The sequence below is a fragment of the Paraburkholderia fungorum genome (genome assembly GCF_003610895.1).
Taxonomy (GTDB): domain Bacteria; phylum Pseudomonadota; class Gammaproteobacteria; order Burkholderiales; family Burkholderiaceae; genus Paraburkholderia; species Paraburkholderia fungorum_B.
Genome location: NZ_MCAS01000013.1, coordinates 37,163 through 58,762, shown reverse-complemented (window position 1 = coordinate 58,762; position 21,600 = coordinate 37,163). Strand labels below are relative to the sequence as shown.

Below are 21,600 nucleotides of genomic sequence, written 5' to 3'. Positions count from 1 at the left end.
TCAGGAGCAAATGCGAGGAAGAGATGCGCAACAAGGCATAAGCCTTGCTGTGTACTTCGCCATGTACTTCGATGACAGCGTCGACGACGACGTGGGCCGCACCGTGGACGGCAGCGCGCGATTAGCCGCCAGGTGCGCCGGCCCGCTTCGATGGATAGGTTGATCAGGGAGAAAATGCATGAAATTCCGGTATTCCCTACAAGTGATGACGATTGCGCTCGGGTTTGGCGCAGCGTCGGCCGGCGCGGTATACGCGCAAGCCAGCGACGCTCCGGCGAGCGACGCGCCGATGAGCAGCACGCAGCTTTCGCCGGCGGATCAGCAGTTCGTGCAGGATGCCTCGCAGGCCGACGCCACGGAAATCGCGGCAAGCAGAGTTGCGCTCACGAATTCGCGCGATTCGCACGTCAAGAAATTCGCACAGCAAATGATCGTCGACCATACGAAGCTCTCGCACGGCATGACCGCTCTTGTTGCGAAGAAAGGGCTCAACGTGACGCCGTCCGCCGATTCGGCACTGGTCGGCAAGCTGCAGACGCTCAAAGGCCGCGAATTCGATCAGGCTTATGTCGAACAGATCGGAGTGGAGGCGCACCAGCGGGCGGTCGACCTGTTCCAGCAGGAGAGCCAGAGCGGTACCGATTCGCAGTTGAAAGCGGCGGCCGCGCATGCATTGCCGACCATCAGGCATCACCTCGCGATGGCGCAGCAACTCGCCGGCTCAATGAAGGGGGCGTCATGAGCGCGACCCTGCCGCGGCCGGCCTATGAGGATTCCCGCATGCACATTACTTTTCCCGACGACCAGCCGGTCTTCGACGGCGCGAATCTGACCGTGCGGTTCATGGCGCGGGTGGACGGCGAAGCGGTTGTGTGCGCGATCACCGCCGAGGCGCTGGAAGACCATTTCGGTGCCGATTCCGCGCTCGAAGCCACGCTGATGGCGGCCTTCGACAAGGGGCGTAACCGCATCTGTTCAGTTTGCGCGGAAGCACTCGACCGGAACGGCGCAGAAGGCGTAGTGTTGCATAGTGGACTGTTCAGAGTGGAAGGCATGGAACCCGATCGCGGTGGCGCCGCGTAATTCGGGTGCGTGCCAGCCGCCTCGCGCGGTTTTTCAACGCAAAGGCTGTGCGGCGGCATGGTCCGCAAAACGCGATTCAACGATGCAAGGAGGCCTTATGTCACTCATCGTCGCAGCACGGTTTACGACGTTCCCTGCCGCTGAAGACGCGGCGCAAAAGCTCTTTAACGCGGGTTTCGTCGAAGAAGACGTCACGCTGTTTTTTGTCAATCCACGCGGCCAGCACGCGCGTTATGCAATCGGCGGCGATACCGCTACCGATGCGGCCGCGAAGGACGCGCCGAAAGGCGCGGGAATGGGTGTCACCATCGGCGCGGTAGTGGGGGCGGTGGTCGGCGTCGCCCTATTTGCGACGTTCTCGGCACCGCTGCTCGTGTCGCTGATTGCTGCGGGCGTCGGTGCCTATGTTGGCTCGCTGGCCGGGGCCATGGCGCGCACCCGCGAAGGCGGCCATATCGGCCACCATGTGCCGTTTCACCAGGAAATGCGCGATTCCGGCGTGCTGGTTGCCGTTCACGTGTCGCCCGACAATCAGTTCGATGCTGCGCGGGTTTTGCGCGACGCCGGCGGCGCGGCGATCGAACGCGCGAGTGGGCGCTGGCAGCAAGGACGTTGGGCTGATTTCGATCCGCGCAGGACGCCCGAGCCGCTAAGCGAATTCAGCGAGAAGCATGCTTGAGTGAGGTGAACGAGAGCAATGCTTTCGTTTGAGTGAAGCAGCAGCAGATGACAAAACGGCCCGGCAAATGTCGGGCCGTTTTGCATTCCAGCAGGTGAGCCTCGCGCTTTATTCCGCCACGATCTTCAAATGGTTCTTCACGCTCGAGACGCCATCGACGCCTTTCACGACTTCACCCGCTGCGGCTTTGTCATCGGCACTCGGCACCGAGCCCGTGAGCCACACCACGCCCTTGCGGGTCTTCACGTGAATGTGGGTCGACTTGACGTTCTTCGCGCCGAGCAGTTCAGCCTTGGCTTTGGTGGTGATGGTGCCGTCGTCGACGTGCTGGCCGATGGTTTCGGATGCTGCCGACGGAGCCGAAGCGCTGGTCTGTGCCGTAGCGTTCAGTGCGAATGCAACACAAGCGATGCTGCCGGCAGTCTTCAGAAGTCGAATAGTCTTCATGGTTTCTCCATTGGGTATTGATGAAGGATGCGATCAAAGATGCGGTCCTGTTACCTGCGATCATCTGCGATCGATTCGCCTGCAAAGACCCGCACCTGTCCACACCGAGTTCATCCGCAAGGCCTGTGCCCGGCACATTCAATCGAGACCCGATGGAGGGAAATCCCGTTACGGCATATGCATTTAGACTGAAGAATAAGGAGAGAGCCGGTCCACCCCGTCGCCAGGCGGCTAGCAGGCCGCGCGACCGTAAATTGCCGGGTGCTTGTAAAAATGGGGCTCGGCAGCCTGCGCAATCGGCGGACCTGAAAAGACAAAACTGAGAAAAAACAGCGTGTTGGACGAACTGGTATGACAGTTGCTCTATTGAGGTCACGTACGATTTTTCAGCTATTAACGGGACCTCACTACAATGCCGTCAATTGAACTCCGCACAAGGCAGTCTCTTGCACTCACGCCTCGTCTGCAGCAATCGGTGCGTCTGTTGCAGTTGTCGTCTCTTGAGTTCCAGCAGGAGCTGCGCACCGCGCTCGACACCAACCCGTTTCTCGAGTACGACTCGACCGACACGGAAGACGTCGCGCTCGCCACCACAACACCGGGCGACGATGCAGGCGCCACGCCCGCTACTGACCAGGCCGCCGCAGCCGAATCCGAAGCGCCTGCGTCCGAAACCAGCGCTGGCGACACGATGGAGAGCGCGGGGCAGGACGACATGCCCGGTGATTTTTCAGGCGACTACAGCAGCCGTGGTTCGATGCGCCAGAACGGCGACTCGGACAGTAGCGATCCGGCCGAATGGGCGCGTTCGCAGCCCACCTTGCGCGAGCAGTTGCACGACTCGCTGCGTCTATATCGACTCGACGACCGCGACCGCGCGGTGGCTCGCTTCATCATCGAGGCGCTCGATGACGACGGCTATCTGCGTCAGGAGCTTCGCGATCTGGCGGACAGCGTCGAGCTCACGCCTGAACTGACCGAAGAAGAATTACTGGTCGCGCTGCGCCTCGTGCAATCGCTCGATCGTCCCGGTCTCGGCGCGCGCTCGCTCTCCGAATGCCTGTCACTGCAAGTGGATGCGTTGCCCGCCGATACGCCGGGACGCGACGTGGCGCGGCAGATCGTCGGCCATCATCTTGAGCGTCTTGCGCGGCGCGAACAGGCTGAACTGCAAAAGCAGATCGGCTGCAGCGCCACGGAACTGCGGGTGGCCTGCGCGCTGGTGCGCAAGCTCGATCCGAAGCCGGGCAACTGCTACGGCCGTGCCGACGACAACTACGTGGTGCCGGACGTCATCGTGCGCCAGGTGCGCAACAAGTGGGCCGTGTCGATCAATCCGGCCGTGCAGCCACGCGCTCGCATCCATCGCATGTATGCCGAGCTGTTCGCGCAGTCGGCCGGTGCAAGCCGCTCGCCGCTCGCGCAGCAACTGCAGGAGGCGCGCTGGCTGATCCGCAATGCGCAGCAGCGCTTCGATACGATTCAGCGCGTGGCCGAATGCATCGTCATGCATCAGAAGGCCTTCTTCCAGTACGGTGAAATCGCGCTCAAACCCATGGTGCTGCGCGACGTGGCCGAGGAACTGGGTCTGCACGAGTCCACCATCTCGCGCGCGACCGGCAACAAATATATGGCCACGCCGCGCGGCATTTTCGAGTTCAAGCACTTCTTCCCGCGCGAGCTCGGTACGGAAAGCGGCGGCACCTGTTCGGCCGCTGCCGTGCGCGCGTTGCTCAAGGAAATGATCGCCGCGGAAAATACGCACGATCCGCTCTCGGATGTGACGCTTGCGAAGATGCTCGCCGATCAGGGCGTGCTGGTGGCGCGCCGCACAGTGGCGAAGTACCGCCACTTGATGAAGGTGCCGCCGGCCGAACTGCGCCGCCAGGTGTAAAAGGACTTCGCTGCCGTTAAAGCAGGGCTTCACCGGAGAGTCACCCGAGCCTGACCGCTCGCGTGACTCTTTTCCGTATCTGGACGTTTCGCGCGTGCCCCATTACATTGGCGGGTCAAGTCGAAACGGGGTCAGTCAATGAAGTACTCGAATCTGGTCGAGCGTTTGCAAGGCAAGCGCACGTCGGCGTGGGAAATCCATCGCGTTGCCCAACAGGCGCTCGCCAGTGGCGAAGATGTCATCGTGCTGAGCGTGGGCGATCCTGACTTCGCGACACCCGAGCCGATCGTCGAGCGCGCAATCGAGGCGCTGCGCGGCGGCGACACGCACTACAGCGCCGTGTCGGGGCGTGAGCCGCTGCGCGCGGCGATTGCCGCGGAGCATGTGCGGACCACCGGTTGCGCGGCGAGCGCGGCCAACGTGATCCTGACGGCGGGCGCGCAGAACGGCGTGTTCGCCACGTCGCTCTGCCTGCTGGAAGCGGGCGACGAAGTGATCGTCCCCGAGCCGATGTATCTCACCTACGAAGCCTGCGTGCGTGCCGCTGGCGCGACGCTCGTGCCGGTGCCGGTCGATCCCGCGCGGGCGTTTCACCTCGACTGCGACGCGCTCGAAGCGGCGATCACGCCGCGCACTCAGGCCATTTTCTTTGCCACCCCCTGCAATCCGACCGGTGTGGTGATGCCGCGTGCCGACCTCGAGCGCATCGCGCGGCTCGCCATTCAGCACGACCTGTGGGTGCTGTCCGACGAGGTCTATGCGGATCTGACATTCGAGCGCGAGCACGTCAGCATCGCCGCGATGCCGGGCATGGCGGAGCGCACGGTGACGCTCGGCAGTCTGTCGAAGTCGCATGCAATGGCGGGTTGGCGCGTGGGCTGGGCGATCGGTCCGGCCACCCTGATCGAGCATATGGGGCGGCTCGCGCTGGCGATGCTTTATGGCTTGCCCGGTTTCATCCAGCAGGCCGCGCTGACGGCCCTGCAGAACAAGGCGCCGATCGTCGCCGAAATGCGTGAGCTTTATCGACGCCGCCGCGACGTCGTGTTCGAGCGTTTGAGCCGCGTGCCGGGTTTGCGTTGTCTGTTGCCGGAAGCGGGCATGTTCATGATGGTCGACGTCAGCGGTACGGGGCTCGACACGGTCGATTTCACCTGGCAGCTGTTTCGCGCGCAAGGTGTGTCGCTGCTTGACGCCAGTGCATTCGGCGAAACGGCGGACGGCTTCGTGCGGCTGGGTTTCGTGGTCGACGAAGCGAGCCTTGTCGATGCCTGCGAACGGATTGCGGCATTCGTCGGCGGATTGCCGGTACGCAACCGGGCATAAGCCGGACATGAGCCGGACATAAGCCGGCTGCAGAGGCAAGAAACGCTGCTCGAACCTTGAGCGCCAGATAAAGTTCTCGCGGGGGCAGGATAGATGAGCGGCTTTCTTGAGTATTTCGGATTGCTTTCGTTTCCCCTCGCTGAAGCAGCGCGGTGCGGGGGCAGGCGCTCGTTGGCGCCGGTTAGAGGCCGTTTTCGATTGACGTCTTTTATGCTTGCGTCAAGAATCGTTCGCCGAGTTCGTCTTAGTCTGGACAGCCGGAACATCGGCGCCTACCGATTCGCAGACGGGAACCGCATGGCCATTCGCTTCTATCTCGCGTTGCGCCGGTCATTGATGGCCGGATCCGTCGCCGCCGCGCTGCTTGCGATGGCGCTCATCCTTGCCGTTCTCGCCACCTTCAGTCAGATGTGCGCGGCGGCCGAACTGGACGAACCGTCCGCGGCCACGGCTAGCAAGGAAACAGCCACGTCCCCAGCTAGTCCGGCGAGCACGCCTGGCACGTTGGGTACTCCGAGGGGCGCGACCAGCCAGGCCGTCGATGCGAACGGTCAGCCCGTCAAGGAACCGCGCGCCAATCCTGCGCGTACTGGCCGTCCGCCGCAGGTTGCCGCCGCCAGCCAGAACGACTCACAAGACAACACGCCGCACAACGCCAAACCCGAGACCATCGCGATCCCCGTGCCGCCGGAGAACACCACGGTGACGCAGCATTCGATCCGGCTCGACGGCCGCAAGATCGATTACACCGCCACCGCCGGCAACCTGCTGCTGCGTGACAATACCGGCCAGGCCAATGCGAGCGTTTTCTATCTCGCCTACACCGTGCCCACGAAAAACCCGTCGACGCGGCCCGTCACCTTCCTCTTCAACGGCGGCCCGGGTGCGGGCACCGTGTTCCTGATGATCGGCTCGTTCGGGCCGAAGCGAGTGCGCACGGCGAGCCCCGCGAACACGCCGCCCGCGCCTTACGTGCTGGACGACAATCCCGATAGCCTGCTCGACACTACCGACCTGGTCTTTATCGACGCCGTGGGCGCGGGCTTGTCGAGGGTCGTCGGGCACGGCACGGGGAAGGATTTCTGGGGCGTCGATAAAGACCTCGCTGCGTTTTCGCAGTTCATCGATCGCTACCTGACGGTGAATCAGCGCTGGAATTCGCCGAAGTATCTGCTTGGCGAATCGTACGGTACCGCGCGTGCCGCGATGCTTGCGTATGAATTGGGGCAAAACAATATCTCGCTCAACGGCGTGATCCTGATGTCGTCGGTGCTCGATTCCGCGGCGTTTTCAGCCGGCTCCGACTTCCAGAGTGAGAGCTACTTGCCGAGCTTCGCCGCCATCGCGTGGTATCACGGCAAGATCGTGCCGAAGCCGGCCAGCCTGCCGGCCTTTCTCGACGAGGCTCGTGCGTTCGCGCGTGGCCCCTACGCGCAAGCGCTCGCGCAGGGCGACGCTTTGCCTGACGCGCAGCGCGACGAGATTGCTGCCCGCGTCGCCCAGTTCACCGGGCTCGACGTCGAGTACGTGAAGCGAAGCCGCCTGCGTCTTTATCCCTCGCGCTTTCGCGATCAGTTGCTGCGCGATCAGTCGCGCAGCGTGGGCCGTTTCGATGCGCGTTTCGAAGGGCTCGAGTATGACGGCGTGTCCGAGCGCCCCGATTTCGATGCGTCGGTGGCGGGCGTGTCGAGCGCTTTCGACGCCGCGCTTCATCAGCATCTGGCCCAGGACCTGCACTTCACGCCCGCCGACCGCTATCGCGTCTTCAACAACGACGCGCTGACGCAGTGGGACTGGAAACACCGCGAGTGGTGGGGAGAGCACCTGAACGAGCCGTATGCCGCGGGCGATCTCGCCGAAGCGATGCGGCAGAACCCGCATCTGCGGGTCATGTCGGTGAACGGTTATTTCGACCTTGCCACGCCGTTCTATGCCACCGAGTACGCGCTCGCGCATCTCGGTGTCGATGCGCCGCTGCGCGCCAATGTGCGTATCACGTACTACCCGACCGGCCACATGATCTATCTGGACGATGCCGCGCTGCATACACTCAGGCGGGATCTGGCAAGCTTCTATGCGGCGGGCGCGAGCTAGCTGACGGTATAATTCAGCAACTTAGCGTCTACTTTGCGTCCACTTTGACGCACCTGTTCGACGGCGCGTCCATGCCGTTGTCCACGGCTTCGCCAACCCGGTTTGACCAACCCAGGCTTCACCCGCGCTGCCCATGCCATTTCTCCCGATCCAGTCCTTCACGCGCAAACGACTTTCCGACGTGGTGTCCGACCAGATCAAGCAGCTGATCTCGGACGGTGCGCTGATGCCGGGCGACCGGTTGCCGGCCGAACGGGATCTGGCCACGCAGCTCGGTGTCTCGCGGCCGTCGTTGCGCGAAGCGCTGATCAGGCTGGAAGCAGACGGCTATATCGAAACGTCGGGGCGGGGCGGCTTCACGGTTGTCGACGTCACCGCGCCGATCATCTCCAAGCCACTCGCCGAACTGTTGCTGCAAAATCCACGGACCAGTGCCGATATTCTCGAACTGCGCCAGGGTCTCGAATCGATTTCGACGGTCTACGCCGCGCAACGCGCCACGGCGGCCGATCTGCAAAAGATCACTGAAGCGTTCGAAGCGTTGAAGGCCGGCTCCCAGTCGCAAGACCGCGTGAACCTGGCGGAACTGGACGCCGCGTTCCACCTGGCCATCGCCGACTCCACGCATAACATCGCGCTTGCCCATGTGATGCACGGCATCCATACGCTGATTCGCGAAGGTATGCGCCAGTACCATCGTCTGATCGATTATGACGACGCGATGGAAAAGCAGTTGATGAGCCAGCATCAGGCAATCTACGACGCGGTTGTCACGCGCGACCCGCTCAAGGCGCGTAAGGCCGCGGAACGTCATCTGACCTATGTGCGCGAGATGTACAAGGAAGACGCGACGAAACCTTCGCCAAGCGTGGTTTCCTGAGTCTGCCGGGCTTCTGATCCTCCTGTTTATCTGATTCTTGTGCGCCGCTCGGGCTCGTCCCGCGAGCGGTGAGCCGCGCGCCTGCGCCGCCACGTGGCGATCCGCGCAACCCGTTCCACCAGCGATTTCCGGTTGACACCACCCGGCGGCTTCCTTATATAATTCTTGGTCAGACCAACATGACCAGTCTGACTGAGAGGCTGCAATTGGCGGCTGCAATGAGTTACCCGGCCGACCGCTCACGCGCATGCTGTCGGCGGGAAACGCCTGCGCCGCCTCGATTCCCGCAGTAGAGCGGATGAAGCGCCGGCCATCGCCTTCCTTTTCAATGAGCTTATGAAAGTCGCCCTGTTTATTCCGTGCTTTATCGACGCGTTCTATCCCGAGGTGGGGATCGCCACGCTCGAATTGCTCGAACGCTTCGGCATCGAGGTTGACTATCCGCAGGAGCAAACCTGCTGTGGCCAGCCGATGGCCAATAGCGGTGCGCAAGCGGAGGCTGCCGGCGCCGAGCGCGTGTTCGCGCGCAACTTCGCCGGCTATGACTACATCGTCGGGCCGTCGGCGAGCTGCATTCATCACGTGCGTGAGCATCTGAGCGCGATCGGGCAAACCGATGAGGTCAGGAAGGTTCGCGCCAGCGCGTATGAACTCGTCGAGTTTCTGCACGACGTGGTCGGCGCGCGCGAGTTTCCATGGGCTGAGTTTCCGCATCGCGTCGGGCTGCATAACAGTTGCAGCGCGTTGCGCCATCTGAAGGAAGCGTCAGTCTCGGAGATCGCCGCGGCGCCGTTCTCGAAACCGCGCGCCTTGCTCGAAGGCGTTAAAGGCATCGAATTCGCCAAACCGTCGCGCCCCGACGAATGCTGCGGTTTCGGCGGCACGTTTTCAGTGACCGAAGAGCCGGTGTCGGTGCGCATGGGGCAGGACAAGGTTCGCGATCATCTCAATGCGGGCGCCGAGTACATCGTATCGGGCGACATGTCGTGCCTGATGCACCAGCAAGGTTGCGCGGAACGGATGAAAGCCGACGCACGCTTCATTCATATCGCGCAGGTGCTTAACGGAGCGCGCGCATGAGCCGCATCGATCACGCGAAAGCCGCGGGCGCCTTCATCAGCAAGACCGAACACGTGGCGTTTCATGACAGGCGTCTGTGGGATTTGCGTGAGAAGCGCGATGCGCAGGCGCACGGCATGGCGGAATGGGAGACGCTGCGCGAACTGGCGTCGGGCATCAAGGAACACACGCTGTCGCATCTGTCGGACTATCTCGAACAGTTCGCCGCCGCGGCTGAGGCCAATGGCGTCGTGGTGCATTGGGCCGCGACGGCCGAGGAGCACAATGCGCTCGTCCACAAACTGATGTCCGAGCGCGGCATGACCACGCTGGTCAAAAGCAAGTCGATGCTCACGGACGAATGCAAGATGCGCGAGTATCTTGAACCGCGTGGCATCACGGTGATGGAAACCGATCTCGGCGAGCGGATCCAGCAACTCGATCATCAGGATCCGAGCCATATGGTGGTGCCCGCGGTCCATAAACTGCGCGCCGACGTGGCCGAACTGTTCGGCCGCACCATCGGCACCGATCCGAACAACAGCGATATTCATTATCTTGCCGAAAGCCAGCGGATGAACACGCGGCCGTATTTCGTGCGCGAGAAAACCGCTGGCATGACGGGCTGCAATTTCGCGGTGGCGGAGACGGGCACGGTCGTAGTGTGTACTAACGAAGGCAATGCCGACCTGTCCGCAAATGTGCCGCCGTTGCATATCGCGTCGATCGGTATCGAGAAGCTGATTCCGAAGGTGTCGGATCTAGGCGTATTCATCCGCATGCTGTCGCGCAGCGCGCTCGGTTCGCCGATTACGCAGTACACCTCGCATTTCCGTGCGCCACGTCCGGGCACCGAGATGCATTTCATCCTCGTCGATCACGGGCGCTCGGAGCGGCTCGCGATGGAGGACTTCTGGTATTCGCTCAAATGCATTCGCTGCGGCGCGTGTATGAATACGTGCCCCGTGTACCGGCGCAGTGGCGGTTTGTCGTATGGCGGCACGTATTCGGGGCCGATCGGCGCGATCATCAATCCGACTTTCGATCTGAAGCGCTATAGCGCTTTGCCGTTCGCGTCGACGCTCAACGGCAGTTGCACGAATGTGTGCCCGGTGAAGATCAATATTCACGAGCAGATCTACAAATGGCGCACGGTGATCGCCGAACGTCACGAGGTGCCGTTCGTGAAGCAGGAAGTGCTGAAGATGGCGGGGCGCCTGCTCGCGAGTCCGACGCTGTATCGGGCGACGGTGTCGTCCATGAGCGGTGCGCTGCGGCGGCTGCCGAATTTCGTGCTCTATAACCCGCTCAATATCTGGGGCAGGCAGCGTGAGTTGCCACAGGCGCCGAAGCTGACCTTCCACGCCTGGTACAAGAAAAATCGTGGAGGTGGCGATGGCAACGCGTGAAGCTTTTCTGGCGAAGGTGCGCGAGGCGCAACCGCCGGCGCGCCCGCGGCCCGATGTGCAGTTGTTCGCTTCGGTGGGCGGCGATCTGCGCTCGCGTTTCACGTCCGCGTTGCAGTCGATGGGCGGGACTTGCGTCGACGTGTCGGCTGCGGATGACGTGCTTGCGCTGATCCGTGAGCGGTTCGGCGCTGCCGCGTCGGTGGCGTCGGCTACGCCCGAAGTGCCCGGCACGCGTGAAATCACGGCCGAAACCGAGCCGGCTTCGCTGCAGGATGTCGAGGTGGGCGTGGTGCGGGCGCGCTTCGGTGTCGCTGAAACCGGTTCGGTGTGGTTCAGCGAGCGCGAGTATTGGGTCAACGCGTTGGGGTACATCGTGCAGCATCTGGTGGTGCTGCTCGACCCGGCGCAGTTGCTCGACGGCTTGCAGGACGTGTACCGTCGCGACGACTTCCGCGAGGCGCGCTTTGCGGCGCTGGTCACCGGCCCTTCGGCCACGGCGGATATCGAAGGCGTGCTGATTCGCGGCGCGCAGGGGGTGCGGTCGTTGACGGTGGTGTGGGTGGCGGGGCCGTAAAGACTCTCGGGCATGTCAAGGCGCCGCCGGGTGATACCGGTTCATCCCCGGACACGTGCTATACTAACCCGATGATCGATGTTTGTTTGATTTTTATCATAAAAATCATTGAGTTAATGGTTTATTATGGTTAATTCGATGAGCGGAGTTTGCGATGGTCCTTGAAGATCGGCTGAAGATAGCGATTGCCAAGCGGGCGTCCGACGTCTTCTTGCGGACCGAACTCGCCCGTCTTGGTAGTGAAGCCCAGATCGGGCGGGCGCTCCGCAAGTTGCTGGAGAGTGGAGTCATCGTCAAACTTGGCGTTGGCGTATATGCAAAAGCTAAGCGCAGTGTCCTGTCAGGCGTGCCGATCCCTGTCCAGCCAGTTGAAGTTCTGGCCGAGGAGGCCTTGGGTAGGATGGGCGTCAAGGTCTACCCGAGCCGGCAAGTCGCGCTGTACAACGCGGGTGAAACAACTCAATTGCCGGCCGGAACGGTGATCAACACCGGTAATCGTCGCATTGTGCGGAAATTGGGTTTCGGCAACAAAACTGTTCAATATGAAAATAATCTCGGAAGAACAGAAAGAGCTTATTGATTCGATCACCGCGGAGGGGCTGGCCGGAAACCTCTCTGCTTTTATCCTCGAGAAAGATATCCATGTCACTGACGCCTTGCACGCGTTGGCGAAACTTCAGCATAGGCACATTCGATTCGTATTTTGCGGCGGCACAAGCCTGTCCAAAGCGCATGGTTTGATCGAGCGAATGTCCGAGGACGTTGATCTGAAGGTGGTGCTGAATGCCGATCACGGCCTCACGCAAAGCGGCGTGAAGACTTATCTTGGCAAGCTGAAAAACGCCGTAATCGACGTGATGAAAGCATTGGGCTTTCAGATCATTGAAGAGGAACAACGGGCGCTCAACGCGAACCGTTACTTTGCGTCTGGTTGGAGTTACAAAACACGCTATACCGCTCACACCAGCTTGCGGCCTCATTTAAGTCTCGAATTTACGGTGCGCACGCCGAGCTTTGCCGTTGCACAAAAATCCATCGGGTATCTGATCGATCGTCTGGCGAATCGTGCGGGGGCGCCGGTCGGCATGCCGTGCGTAGCTGTCGAAGAAACGCTCGCGGAAAAGGTTCTGTCGTTTTTGCGCCGTCACGCGGAACACCGTGCAGGTGTGCGGGACAAGTGGGATCAGGCACTGGTGCGTCACATTTACGACACCTACTGCATTGTTGGCTCGAACGCGGCATTCGTTGATCGAGCGGCGGCTCACTTTAAAGACTGCGTTGAGTACGACCGCGCAGAGTTTCATCATCACACAGCGTTTGTCGAAGATCCGAAGCAATCCATGACGGCGACCCTGGCAATCGCGGAAACAGAAGAGCAGACGAAACTTGAGTATGAGCGGGTGCTGCTGCCGCTTGTTTATGGAGTGACGAGGCCGAGCTTCGGGGAGGCTTTCCCCGTATTCAAGTCGACAGCTTTGAAGCTTCTGGCCACACTTTGACAACCGCGGGCCTTAACGGCACTGCCAGCAAAGCGTTTGCCGGACGACCCTTCCACGGACTTTGCTATCATCACTGTATAAACATACAGGTTTCGTGAAAGCCCCGTGGCGATAGATGCTCCGTCAGACCTCCGCGCTGATGCCCCTTACTACCTGCTGAACTTCGAACGTGCGCTGGCGTGGCTCGCCGAGCGTTACGACGATCTGCTGGACGCGCACGAACACAGCTTTCTGCGCGCGTTCGCCGCTTTGCCGCAAGCCTCGCGCGCGTTGCTGGTTCGCATGCTGATGCGCAAGGGCACACTGTTCCGCGCCAGCCGTCTTGCTTATGACGAGATCGGTTGCCCCTTTGAGGCCGTTGCGCCTCTCGCGGCGCTCGGCTGGGTCGATACCGACCCGGACCTGACGCTCGACGACCTGTTCGCGCTCACCACCCGTCCCGAGTTGCTGCTGATCTTTGCGGATGCCATCGCGCTGATTCCGGGCGCGAAGGGCTTGCGCAAACCCGATCTGCTGGAAACGCTGCGGCCGTTGTTTTGCGAAAGCGAAAGCGAAAGCGAAAGCGAAAGCGAAAGCGAAAGCGAAGACGAGGACGGGGAACGAAGCGCGACCGGGCATTCGTTGCTCACGTGGCATAGCGAGACCACCGACCGTGTTTTCCATGTCGCCATCGCGCCACTCTGCGAGCGTCTGCGCCTGATGTTCTTCGGCAACTTGCAGCAGGACTGGTCGGAGTTCGTACTGGCCGACCTTGGGGTGTTCCAATACGAGAAGGTGGCATTCGCGCCGTCATCGCGCGCATTCCAGCAACGCGCGGACGTGGACGTGTACCTTGCGTTGCATGCGTGCCGTGAGGCACTCGAATGGCTGCCCACGGGCGATGCTGAAGCAGGGGCGGTCGACGAACTCGTCGCCGCGATTGTCGCGATCGAGATCTCGAACCCCTGGCTCGAAACGCGTCGCGCGAAACTGTTGTTTCGTGTCGGCCAGCATTGCGAGCGTCAATGGAACTGGCCTGCTGCACTGGCCGTCTACGAGCGTTGTGCGTGGCCGGGCGCGCGCCATCGGCGCTTGCGCGTGCTGGAACGATGCGAACGCTTCGAGGAAGCCTTCGCCCTCGCTTCGCAAGCCGCTGTCAGGCCTGAAAGCGAAGAGGAAGCACAACGTGTCGCGCGCATGTTGCCGCGTTTGCAGCGCAAGCGTGGCGAGCGGGTGGCGCGCGTGCCGGCCGCACGGCCTGTCGAGCGCAGCACGCTGGTGCTGCCGAGGCCCGAGGTGCCGCAAGCGGTCGAATACGTCGCCCGCGATCATTTGACGTGTGAGTCGGCACCGGTTCATTACGTCGAAAACGCACTGATCAATTCGCTGTTCGGTTTGCTGTGCTGGGAGCCGGTGTTCGCGGCGCTCCCCGGCGCGTTTTTTCATCCGTTCCAGCGCGGGCCGGCCGATCTGCATGCGCCGGATTTTCAGGCACGCCGCGCGGAACAATTCGCCGCGTGTCTCGCGCAACTCGACAGCAGTGCTTATCGCGAGACGATTCTTCGACATCTGCAAAGCAAGGCGGGTGTGCAATCGCCGTTTGTGTTCTGGGGCGTGCTGACGCCGGAACTCGTTGCGCTGGCGCTCGATTGCCTGCCTGCCGCACATCTGAAACTCTGGTTCGAGCGTCTGCTGCGTGATATCCGTGGCAACCGCTCAGGTCTGCCGGACCTGATTCGTTTCTGGCCGGCTGAGCGCCGTTATGAGTTGATCGAAGTAAAGGGCCCCGGCGATCGCTTGCAGGACAACCAGATCCGTTGGCTCGCATACTGCGCGCAGCACGGCATGCCCGTGCGCGTGCTCGACGTGCGATGGGCCGACGAAGACTCCGCCGGGTCTGACGGCGCGCTGGAGGATACGGCGGCGAGTCCGATGGAGACCATTGCGGAGATCACTGCGGTGTCTGCAAAAGAGGCTGGCACGTGACCTACGTGGTCGCCGTGCGGGCGATGTGCGAGTTCACCGCGAGGCGCGGCGATCTGGATCTGCGCTTCACGCCCGCGCCCACTTCGCTGGAAGGTATGGCGGGCCATGTGACGGTCGCCGGGCGGCGTGCGAGCGGCTATGAAACCGAGATCACACTCAGCGGCACGCATCGTGGCTTGACCGTGCGCGGCCGCGCCGACGGCTACGACCGGGTGTCGAACCGGCTGGAAGAGATCAAGACCCACCGTGGCGCGCTCGAACGGATGCCGGCGAATCATCGCGCGCTGCATTGGGCGCAGGCGCTGGTGTACGGCCATCTGCTATGCCGCGCCCGTGGGCTCGCGGAATTGACCGTCGCGCTGGTGTACTTCGATATCGGCAGTCAGAAGGAAACGTCGCTGACCGAAACGCATACCGCGCGTGAGTTGGAGATTTTCTTCGTCGAGCAATGCGAGCGATTTCTCGATTGGGCCGTGCAGGAAGAGGGACATCGCGCCGCGCGTAATGCCGCGCTCGGCGCCTTGCAGTTTCCCCATGGCGAATTTCGCAGCGGGCAGCGCGAACTGGCGGTGTCGGTGTATCGCGCCGCGCGTGATGGCAAGCCGTTGATGGCCCAGGCGCCCACCGGTATCGGCAAGACGCTGGCGACCATTTTTCCGCTGCTCAAGGCGTGCGCGTCGGACCAGATCGACCGCGTGTTCTTCCTTACCGCGAAAACGCCGGGCCGCGCGCTTGCTCTCGACGCGATCGAAACGCTCCATCAAGGCGCCGCGCCGTCTCTTACGCGCTTGCCGCTCAGAACGCTGGAACTGGTCGCGCGCGACAAGGCCTGCGAGCATCCCGACAAGGCCTGCAACGGCGAGTCCTGTCCGCTCGCGAGCGGTTTCTACGACAGGCTCGATGCGGCGCGCAGCAAGGCGTTGGCCGGACCCAGGCTCGACCGGGCATCGGTGCGCGAAGCGGCGCTCGAGCACGAAGTCTGCCCGTACTATCTCGCGCAGGAACTGGCGCGCTGGTCCGACGTGGTGGTGGGCGACTACAACTACTACTACGACAGCAGCGCGATGCTGTACGCGCTCACGCAGATCAATCAGTGGCGCGTCGGCGTGCTGGTCGACGAGGCGCACAATCTGCTTGAGCGGGCACGGCGCATGTACAGCGCGTCGCTCGATCAGGCGGCGTTCCGGCTCGCCCGCAAGACCGCGCCGGCAACGCTGAAGAAGCCGCTTGAACGGCTTCAGCGCGCGTGGAATGCCGTCAAACGCGCCCAAACCGACACCTATCAGGTCTACGCCGATGTACCCGGTCAGTTGCTTTCGGCCGCACAGAACCTGATCGGCGCGGTGACGGATCAATTGGCCGATGCGCCGCTTTCAATCGACGAAGCGTCGTTGCGGTTTTTCTTCGACGCCATGCATTTCGTCGCCTTGGCGGAGCAGTTCGGCGAGCATTCGATTTTCGACATCACGCTCAGCCCGGATCGCTACGCACCGCGCGGCAAGACCAACGCCACGCTCTGTGTGCGCAATGTCATCCCGGCACCGTTCCTCGCCGGGCGCTACGCTGTCGCGCGCACCACGGTGATGTTCTCAGGCACGCTCAATCCGCATCACTTCTATCGCGACACCCTGGGTCTGCCTGAGCAGACGACCTGGCTCGATGTCGAAGGGCCGTTTCGCGCCGAGCAGTTGCAGGTGCGCGTGGCGGGCAATGTCTCGACACGCTGGCGCGATCGCGAACGTTCGCTCGTGCCGATCGTCGAGCTGATCGCGCGGCAGTACGCAGCGCAGCCGGGCAACTATCTGGGGTTCCTGAGCAGCTTCGAGTATCTGCAGCAGGTGGTGGGCTTGATGCGCGAACGTCATCCGGAACTGCCGGTATGGGCGCAGGAACCGGGCATGGACGAGGCGGCGCGCGACACGTTTCTCGCGCGTTTTCGCAGCATGGGTCAGGGCGTCGGCTTCGCGGTGCTGGGTGGCGCGTTTTCCGAGGGGGTCGATCTGGTCGGCCAGCAGTTGATCGGCGCCTTCATCGCAACGCTCGGCCTGCCGCAGATGAACGACGTCAACGAACAGATGCGCCGCACGATGGAAGCGAAATTCGGCAACGGCTACGACTACACGTATCTGTATCCGGGCTTGCAGAAGGTTGTGCAGGCCGCGGGCCGGGTTATTCGCACGGAGCAGGACCGGGGCGTGGTGCATCTGATCGACGACCGCTACCGGCGGGCGGAAGTGCGCCGGCTGTTGCCGAGCTGGTGGCGGGTGCAATAGGCAACTGCAATCGGCAACTGCAATAGCCAACTGAACCAGGCAACTGACCGACGGGTCACGAGGCCATCTCTTTACCTCCCGGGTAATCGACCTGCCTACCGCCACCTGGCAAAGTGGCGGCACAGCACAACGATTCCGACCCACACGACCCAAGGCAAAGAGGCTCTCATGAACGCGACCGCACCGTATCTCACCGACACCCCCAACACCATCCGCACCGCCGACCACACGCATCTTTTCTACCGCGACTGGGGACACGGCACGCCGCTCGTGTTCCTGTCCGGCTGGACGCTGAATTCCGACATGTGGGCCTATCAGATGGAGCCGCTGTCGCGGCTCGGTTGCCGTTGCATCGCCTATGACCGCCGCGGCCACGGCCGTTCGAGCGATCCGGGACGCGGCTACGACTTCGACACGCTCGCCGACGATCTCGACAGCGTGCTGAGCACGCTCGATCTAAGCGACGTGACGTTGGTCGCGCATTCGATCGCAAGCGGCGAAGCGGTGCGCTATCTGACGCGGCATGGGTCGCGGCGCGTGGCCCGGATCGCGTTCATCGCGCCGGCCGCCACGCCGTATCTGCTGAAAACCGAGGACAACCCGAACGGCATCGACGCCGCCCTGTTCGAGCAAGGCCGCGCCGCGTTGAGCCGTTCCTTCCCCGACTGGATCGAGGCCAACGTCGCGCCTTATTTCGGCCCGGGCGCATCGCGTGCGCCGCTCGACTGGACGATCCGCATGATGCTGCAGACCTCGCATCAGGCCATGCTCGAACTCGCCCACGTACAGACCGTTACCGATTTTCGCGCGGAGCTGGCCCGCGTGCAGGTGCCCTCGCTGGTCGTGCATGGCGACCGCGACGCTTCGGCGCCGCTCGAACTGACCGGGCGGCCCACGGCGGCGCTCATCGAAGGCGCGTCACTGAGCGTCTACGAAGGCGCCGGTCACGGCCTCTACTTCACGCATGCGGAGAGGTTGAACCAGGAGTTGCTGGCGTTCCTGGGGCACCGGCCGGCTTAGGGTCGGCGGGCGGCTGATCGTCGAGCGGTGCGTCGGGTTTCGCGGCGGCCGCCGGCGTTGAAGGCGTTGCATCCTTCGGCGGGTCCTGCGGGGCGTCATGGGGCCCGCCGTTCGATTCGACTTTGGCCGCCACGCTCTCCGGGTCCCACGTCAGCAAATGCCGTTGCGGGTTCGCGATTGCGATGCCGCGCGCGCTGAACTGGTCGAGAATGCGCCGGTTGAATTCGCGCTGCACACCCCAGCGCGCGCTGTCGCGGCATTGGATCTGGCCGGCCAGCGTCACCGCCGAGCCATCCACCCCGTCCACGCCCCAGAAACTGAAGTCGGACAGGATGCCGTCCTTGTACTTCTCATCCTCGCGCAGCGCGGCGCCGATTTCCTTCAAGGTGTCGATCGCCAGGTCGACATCCTCGCCGAACACGATATTCACCTTCACCGCCGCATTGCCGAGCCCGCGGTTGGTGTTGTTCACCGTTGTGACTGAGCTGAACGGCACGGTGTACAGCGAACCGTCGCTGCCACGCAGCCGCACGGTGCGGATCGACAGATATTCGACCGTGCCAGATACGCCCGCGAGCGTGACCCAGTCGCCGACCTGCATGGCGTTTTCCATCAACAGGAACATGCCGGTGATGAAATCCTGCACCAGCTTTTGCGAGCCGAAGCCGAGCGCCACGCCGAAGATACTCGCGCCCGCCAGCAGCGGGCCGATGTTCACGCCGAGTTCGCTCAGGCCGGTGAGCACGACCACCAGCGCGATCAGGCAGAAGAGCGCGCTGCGCAGCATGGGCAGGAGCGTGCGCAGGCGTGCGGCGCGCACCAGGTCGCCGCTGGTGGTCCAGCGGTCCAGCCGCTTTTCGATCGCGACGTTGACGCTCTCCCACACCAGCAGCGCGATCGCGGCAGCGACGCCTATCGTGACCAGCGCGGAAGCCAGACGATGACCGATCGAGCCGGTCCGGAACAGTTCGCCCACGTCGACGCCCCATACCTGCAGCAGCGCGAGTGCGGTCACAATGCCGATGATCCACGAGACGACCCGCCGCAGCAGCGGGTAATAGCGGTAGGCATGCTGTTGCACGAGCGACTCGGCCGCGTCGCCCTGGACATTGAAGAGCCGTGCCATGGCGCCGAAAATCACGATCGCGATGACCCGCGCGCCCACCAGGATTACCAGCGTAAAGCCGCCGAGATGCAGCAGGGTGTGATAGCCGTTCTGCACGTCGAGCGCCCAGATGAACCAGAGCGCCATCACGATGAAGGCGGCGAACCACGCCCATGCATCGGCGAGCGCGTTGCCGAACATTTCCAGCGACTTGCCGGTGGCGAAGCGCTTGCGGATCAGTTCGCCGACCGGCTTCGCACATTGCAGGATCAGGATCGAGAGCATGACGTGGCCGGCGAGCGCGACCACTTTCATCAACGCGAGATGTGCCGCGTCGTTCAGGCCGAGCGACTGCGCGACTTCCGCGAGCGCCGAACCCGCACCGACCACGGCGACGATCCGCACGATCCAGCGCTGCACGAAAACGGCCCACGCATCGCTCATGCGCAACAGACGCAGGCGCGGCGCCGAGGGTTGCAGGAAAAAGCCACTGCCGATGACGATCAGCCGGCACAGCACATAGATGTCGATCAGCGAATCGAGCGCGCGGTCTTGCGGCGTGCCGTCGTCCGTGAAGATCGACATCAGCGCACTCGCCGCGGCGACGAACACCGCCAGCGGCAACAGGCGCAGCAGGCCTGTCAGCAGCGCGCGCGGCAGACGTTGCAGGAGTGTCCAGTGATGCACGGCGTTCTGCTTGCCTTTGACTTCGGTGGCTTTGCCGGTGGCGGCCGTGGATGCCGTTGCGGACGCGCCGGGCTTCGCCGCCTGTGCCGCGGCATCGGGCGAAGCGGGCAGCGGCGGCGCGGCATTCGGCGCGCCGGGAGGTTGCGGCTGGACGTCGACGGGTAGATCGGCTGGCGGCGCAGCGTTGTCATTGTCCTGTTCGCGACGCGCGGCGAGGGCCGCGTAGGCCCGGCGCAACAAGCGGCGCGAGAGCCATTCGAGCCCGAGCGCGGGCAGCAGCGCCGCCAGCAGCGACCACACGACATGACCCAGCACGCTGCGCGCTTGCGGATTGGTCGATTGCCAGTTCCACCAGGCGCGTACCGACGCTACGTCGAGCAGCGCGGCGAGCGAGTTGCGTAATGAGTTGCCCAGGTGCACGGCCCAATGCGCGCCCTGACGCGCCAATTGCGAGGCGAGACCGTTGGACTGGAATGCGGCTGGAACGATCGAGGCGGTGTGGCTGGCCGCGTTGGGGGCCGAAGCCGCCGCAGCCGCCGCAGCCGCCGAGGCGGGCGGAGCACTGAGTGCGCCGGCTGCGGCAATTGCCTGGAGTGTGTCGCTGACCTGCGCGCGACGGGCCGGGTCGTTCAGGACGCTGAGGGCCTGGCGGGCCTGCTCGGGCGTCAGGGTGAGCGCGGCGCCGGATGCCGCGGATGCGGCCGCGGGTGGCGCCGTGGCGGCCAGCACCGGCGCGGCGCTCAGGATGAGAAAAAAGAGGAACCAGGCGTGAAATATTTTGCGCATAGGGTGGAAAGCGGGGTACCAGGTGCGGACGGTGGTGCCGGGACGCGTGGACCGTTCGGTGGCATGACTCTGAACCGACACGGGCTTGGCCGCACAAGTTCCGCCCCTGATGGCTTTCGGTCGTCACGCAAGGGTCAGGCTAGCCGGTTTGAATTGTAACGTCAGGCAGCAAAAAGCTTGCCTGTCAGACGGCGCCGGTGGCTGCGATGCGCGGCGTGCAGGACTGTTCGGCTTGAGGCTGAAGGTCCCGGCGGGACAGATTGCCCTGCGGGCCACGCAACCACGCAACCACGCGGGGCTGCGTCACCCAAAGCGGCGGCGCGAAAGCCCACGCACGCCCGACCGCATCGACCGCGGCGCTTATTCCGTTGCGTCCACGGCACCCATTGCCGCCACCCCGAGCGTGCCTTCGACCACCTCGGTGAAAGTGCGCTCCTCGCGCAGAATGAAGCGCTTCGTCTGCGCGAACTGGAAATTTTCCCGCGCTTCGGCATCGGTTCGCAGCCTCGCCCGATAGGCTTCGTACGCGGCGAGGCTATCGAACGCAATCAGGCCCCAGGCGATGTCGTTGGTTCCTTCGTGGGGCAGAAAGTAGCCGATCAGATGACCGCCGCAGCGGGGAATGATGCGGCCCCAGTTGCGAGCGTAGTCGTTGAAGGCATCGCGCTGGAATGGGTCGATCTGATAGCGGATAAAGCAGGTAATCGTCATGTGCAGGCTCCCGATCGGGTCGTAGTGGTGGTTTGAGGTACCCGGCTATCAGTATGCTGATGAGTTGAGCGCGACGTTTCACGATTTTCCGAACTGTCGATGCAATCGT

At 63.1% G+C, this 21,600-nt stretch carries 18 protein-coding genes; 15 read left to right on the top strand and 3 right to left on the bottom strand.

The genetic code is table 11. From position 1 onward, the window contains the following. Positions 1 to 178 precede the first annotated feature (178 nt). From BCY88_RS15205 to BCY88_RS15195, 3 genes are all read left to right on the top strand, one after another. Positions 179 to 742: a DUF4142 domain-containing protein gene (locus BCY88_RS15205; RefSeq protein ID WP_120345080.1), complete on the top strand. Its 564-nt coding sequence runs from the start codon at positions 179 to 181 to the stop codon at positions 740 to 742. Continuing rightward, the gene (locus tag BCY88_RS15200; protein ID WP_120345079.1) at positions 739 to 1,083 is read left to right on the top strand and encodes a DUF1488 family protein; all 345 of its coding nucleotides are present in this window, start codon (positions 739 to 741) and stop codon (positions 1,081 to 1,083) included. The genes BCY88_RS15205 and BCY88_RS15200 overlap by 4 nt, the downstream gene beginning before the upstream one ends. Positions 1,084 to 1,180: 97 nt before the next feature. Then, positions 1,181 to 1,762, top strand: a complete 582-nt coding sequence (locus BCY88_RS15195) for a hypothetical protein (RefSeq protein ID WP_120345078.1) — start codon at positions 1,181 to 1,183, stop codon at positions 1,760 to 1,762. Between the two features lie 108 nt (positions 1,763 to 1,870). Here the strand turns inward: BCY88_RS15195 and BCY88_RS15190 are convergent, their stop codons facing one another. After that, positions 1,871 to 2,209, bottom strand: coding sequence for a BON domain-containing protein (locus tag BCY88_RS15190; protein WP_120345077.1), 339 nt, complete (start codon positions 2,207 to 2,209; stop codon positions 1,871 to 1,873). A 412-nt stretch (positions 2,210 to 2,621) separates the two neighbouring features. Here BCY88_RS15190 and BCY88_RS15185 point away from each other — a divergent pair, with 412 nt between their 5' ends. The 12 genes from BCY88_RS15185 to BCY88_RS15130 all read left to right on the top strand — a co-directional run bounded on the left by BCY88_RS15185 (position 2,622) and on the right by BCY88_RS15130 (position 18,202). After that, positions 2,622 to 4,103, top strand: coding sequence for an RNA polymerase factor sigma-54 (locus tag BCY88_RS15185; protein ID WP_120345076.1), 1,482 nt, complete (start codon positions 2,622 to 2,624; stop codon positions 4,101 to 4,103). 138 nt (positions 4,104 to 4,241) lie between these two features. Further along, positions 4,242 to 5,429, top strand: a complete 1,188-nt coding sequence (locus tag BCY88_RS15180; RefSeq protein WP_120345075.1) for a pyridoxal phosphate-dependent aminotransferase — start codon at positions 4,242 to 4,244, stop codon at positions 5,427 to 5,429. A gap of 297 nt (positions 5,430 to 5,726) precedes the next feature. Continuing rightward, positions 5,727 to 7,523, top strand: a complete 1,797-nt coding sequence (locus tag BCY88_RS15175) for a S10 family peptidase (RefSeq protein WP_120345074.1) — start codon at positions 5,727 to 5,729, stop codon at positions 7,521 to 7,523. A 133-nt stretch (positions 7,524 to 7,656) separates the two neighbouring features. After that, complete coding sequence (locus BCY88_RS15170; protein WP_120345073.1) at positions 7,657 to 8,403, top strand: FadR/GntR family transcriptional regulator; 747 nt, start codon at positions 7,657 to 7,659, stop codon at positions 8,401 to 8,403. Between the two features lie 336 nt (positions 8,404 to 8,739). Next, positions 8,740 to 9,483 (top strand): (Fe-S)-binding protein, encoded by a 744-nt coding sequence (locus tag BCY88_RS15165; protein ID WP_120345072.1) that lies wholly within the window; start codon positions 8,740 to 8,742, stop codon positions 9,481 to 9,483. Continuing rightward, the gene (locus BCY88_RS15160) at positions 9,480 to 10,871 is read left to right on the top strand and encodes a lactate utilization protein B (RefSeq protein ID WP_120345071.1); all 1,392 of its coding nucleotides are present in this window, start codon (positions 9,480 to 9,482) and stop codon (positions 10,869 to 10,871) included. Before BCY88_RS15165 ends, BCY88_RS15160 begins: the two co-directional genes overlap by 4 nt. Then, entirely contained in the window at positions 10,858 to 11,445 is a 588-nt protein-coding gene (locus BCY88_RS15155) for a LutC/YkgG family protein (protein WP_120345070.1), read from the top strand. Before BCY88_RS15160 ends, BCY88_RS15155 begins: the two co-directional genes overlap by 14 nt. A 154-nt stretch (positions 11,446 to 11,599) precedes the next feature. Further along, positions 11,600 to 12,025: a type IV toxin-antitoxin system AbiEi family antitoxin domain-containing protein gene (locus tag BCY88_RS15150; protein ID WP_120345069.1), complete on the top strand. Its 426-nt coding sequence runs from the start codon at positions 11,600 to 11,602 to the stop codon at positions 12,023 to 12,025. Then, a complete protein-coding gene (locus tag BCY88_RS15145; protein ID WP_120345068.1) occupies positions 11,988 to 12,944 on the top strand; it encodes a nucleotidyl transferase AbiEii/AbiGii toxin family protein in 957 nt (318 codons plus the stop codon). Before BCY88_RS15150 ends, BCY88_RS15145 begins: the two co-directional genes overlap by 38 nt. A 105-nt stretch (positions 12,945 to 13,049) precedes the next feature. Then, positions 13,050 to 14,909 (top strand): VRR-NUC domain-containing protein, encoded by a 1,860-nt coding sequence (locus BCY88_RS15140; RefSeq protein ID WP_120345067.1) that lies wholly within the window; start codon positions 13,050 to 13,052, stop codon positions 14,907 to 14,909. Next, the gene (locus BCY88_RS15135; RefSeq protein WP_120345066.1) at positions 14,906 to 17,182 is read left to right on the top strand and encodes an ATP-dependent DNA helicase; all 2,277 of its coding nucleotides are present in this window, start codon (positions 14,906 to 14,908) and stop codon (positions 17,180 to 17,182) included. The genes BCY88_RS15140 and BCY88_RS15135 overlap by 4 nt, the downstream gene beginning before the upstream one ends. 168 nt (positions 17,183 to 17,350) lie before the next feature. Next, complete coding sequence (locus BCY88_RS15130) at positions 17,351 to 18,202, top strand: alpha/beta fold hydrolase (protein WP_120345065.1); 852 nt, start codon at positions 17,351 to 17,353, stop codon at positions 18,200 to 18,202. Here the strand turns inward: BCY88_RS15130 and BCY88_RS15125 are convergent. Further along, positions 18,141 to 20,780 (bottom strand): mechanosensitive ion channel family protein, encoded by a 2,640-nt coding sequence (locus BCY88_RS15125; protein WP_120345064.1) that lies wholly within the window; start codon positions 20,778 to 20,780, stop codon positions 18,141 to 18,143. The two genes, BCY88_RS15130 and BCY88_RS15125, sit on opposite strands and share 62 nt — an antisense overlap. A 360-nt stretch (positions 20,781 to 21,140) precedes the next feature. Next, a complete protein-coding gene (locus BCY88_RS15120) occupies positions 21,141 to 21,491 on the bottom strand; it encodes an NIPSNAP family protein (RefSeq protein WP_120345063.1) in 351 nt (116 codons plus the stop codon). Positions 21,492 to 21,600: the final 109 nt, after the last annotated feature.

Bases quoted from the DNA above. Each gene is read 5' to 3' on its own strand.
- BCY88_RS15185 (WP_120345076.1), top strand. From the start codon at position 2,622: ATGCCGTCAATTGAACTCCGCACAAGGCAGTCTCTTGCACTCACGCCT.
- BCY88_RS15165 (WP_120345072.1), top strand. From the start codon at position 8,740: ATGAAAGTCGCCCTGTTTATTCCGTGCTTTATCGACGCGTTCTATCCC.
- BCY88_RS15145 (WP_120345068.1), top strand. From the start codon at position 11,988: ATGAAAATAATCTCGGAAGAACAGAAAGAGCTTATTGATTCGATCACC.
- BCY88_RS15120 (WP_120345063.1), bottom strand. From the start codon at position 21,491: ATGACGATTACCTGCTTTATCCGCTATCAGATCGACCCATTCCAGCGC.
- BCY88_RS15200 (WP_120345079.1), top strand. From the start codon at position 739: ATGAGCGCGACCCTGCCGCGGCCGGCCTATGAGGATTCCCGCATGCAC.
- BCY88_RS15170 (WP_120345073.1), top strand. From the start codon at position 7,657: ATGCCATTTCTCCCGATCCAGTCCTTCACGCGCAAACGACTTTCCGAC.
- BCY88_RS15205 (WP_120345080.1), top strand. From the start codon at position 179: ATGAAATTCCGGTATTCCCTACAAGTGATGACGATTGCGCTCGGGTTT.
- BCY88_RS15180 (WP_120345075.1), top strand. From the start codon at position 4,242: ATGAAGTACTCGAATCTGGTCGAGCGTTTGCAAGGCAAGCGCACGTCG.
- BCY88_RS15125 (WP_120345064.1), bottom strand. From the start codon at position 20,780: ATGCGCAAAATATTTCACGCCTGGTTCCTCTTTTTTCTCATCCTGAGC.
- BCY88_RS15155 (WP_120345070.1), top strand. From the start codon at position 10,858: ATGGCAACGCGTGAAGCTTTTCTGGCGAAGGTGCGCGAGGCGCAACCG.
- BCY88_RS15150 (WP_120345069.1), top strand. From the start codon at position 11,600: ATGGTCCTTGAAGATCGGCTGAAGATAGCGATTGCCAAGCGGGCGTCC.
- BCY88_RS15160 (WP_120345071.1), top strand. From the start codon at position 9,480: ATGAGCCGCATCGATCACGCGAAAGCCGCGGGCGCCTTCATCAGCAAG.
- BCY88_RS15175 (WP_120345074.1), top strand. From the start codon at position 5,727: ATGGCCATTCGCTTCTATCTCGCGTTGCGCCGGTCATTGATGGCCGGA.
- BCY88_RS15195 (WP_120345078.1), top strand. From the start codon at position 1,181: ATGTCACTCATCGTCGCAGCACGGTTTACGACGTTCCCTGCCGCTGAA.
- BCY88_RS15190 (WP_120345077.1), bottom strand. From the start codon at position 2,209: ATGAAGACTATTCGACTTCTGAAGACTGCCGGCAGCATCGCTTGTGTT.
- BCY88_RS15130 (WP_120345065.1), top strand. From the start codon at position 17,351: ATGAACGCGACCGCACCGTATCTCACCGACACCCCCAACACCATCCGC.